Source organism: Mesorhizobium sp. M8A.F.Ca.ET.208.01.1.1, from assembly GCF_004791315.1.
Lineage (GTDB): Bacteria > Pseudomonadota > Alphaproteobacteria > Rhizobiales > Rhizobiaceae > Mesorhizobium.
Genome location: NZ_SRUT01000239.1, coordinates 1 through 318, shown reverse-complemented (window position 1 = coordinate 318; position 318 = coordinate 1). Strand labels below are relative to the sequence as shown.

Here is a 318-nt window from a genome sequence, read left to right as displayed (position 1 = left end):
GGCTGCGCGGCGTATGAAAGCCGTCCAGCGGTATGATCCCGCGCGTTTCCGGCCGCACCCAGAACACTTCCGGATCGCTGGCACTTTCGGCCATCGGGAAGACGCCCGACGCATAGGCCTTCAGCAACAGGTCGGTCGGGATGCGATAGCCTGGTGCGTAGGGACGGGTCATCGCATCCCCGTATCACTCACCTTTGGCCAGAAATTTTTCCAGCCAGTGGATGTCGTAGTCGCCATTGGCGATGTCGGGGTTGCCGACCAGGTCGCGGAACAGCGGCAGCGTCGTCTTTATGCCGTCGACGACGAATTCGTCCAGCG

The 318-nt window shown here is 61.9% G+C and carries 1 pseudogene; it reads right to left on the bottom strand.

Going from position 1 to position 318, the window contains the following annotated elements:
• Positions 1-172 (bottom strand): annotated as a pseudogene (locus EN851_RS35100) (leucyl/phenylalanyl-tRNA--protein transferase); the annotation flags it as partial.
• Between the last annotated feature and the right edge of the window lie 146 nt (positions 173-318).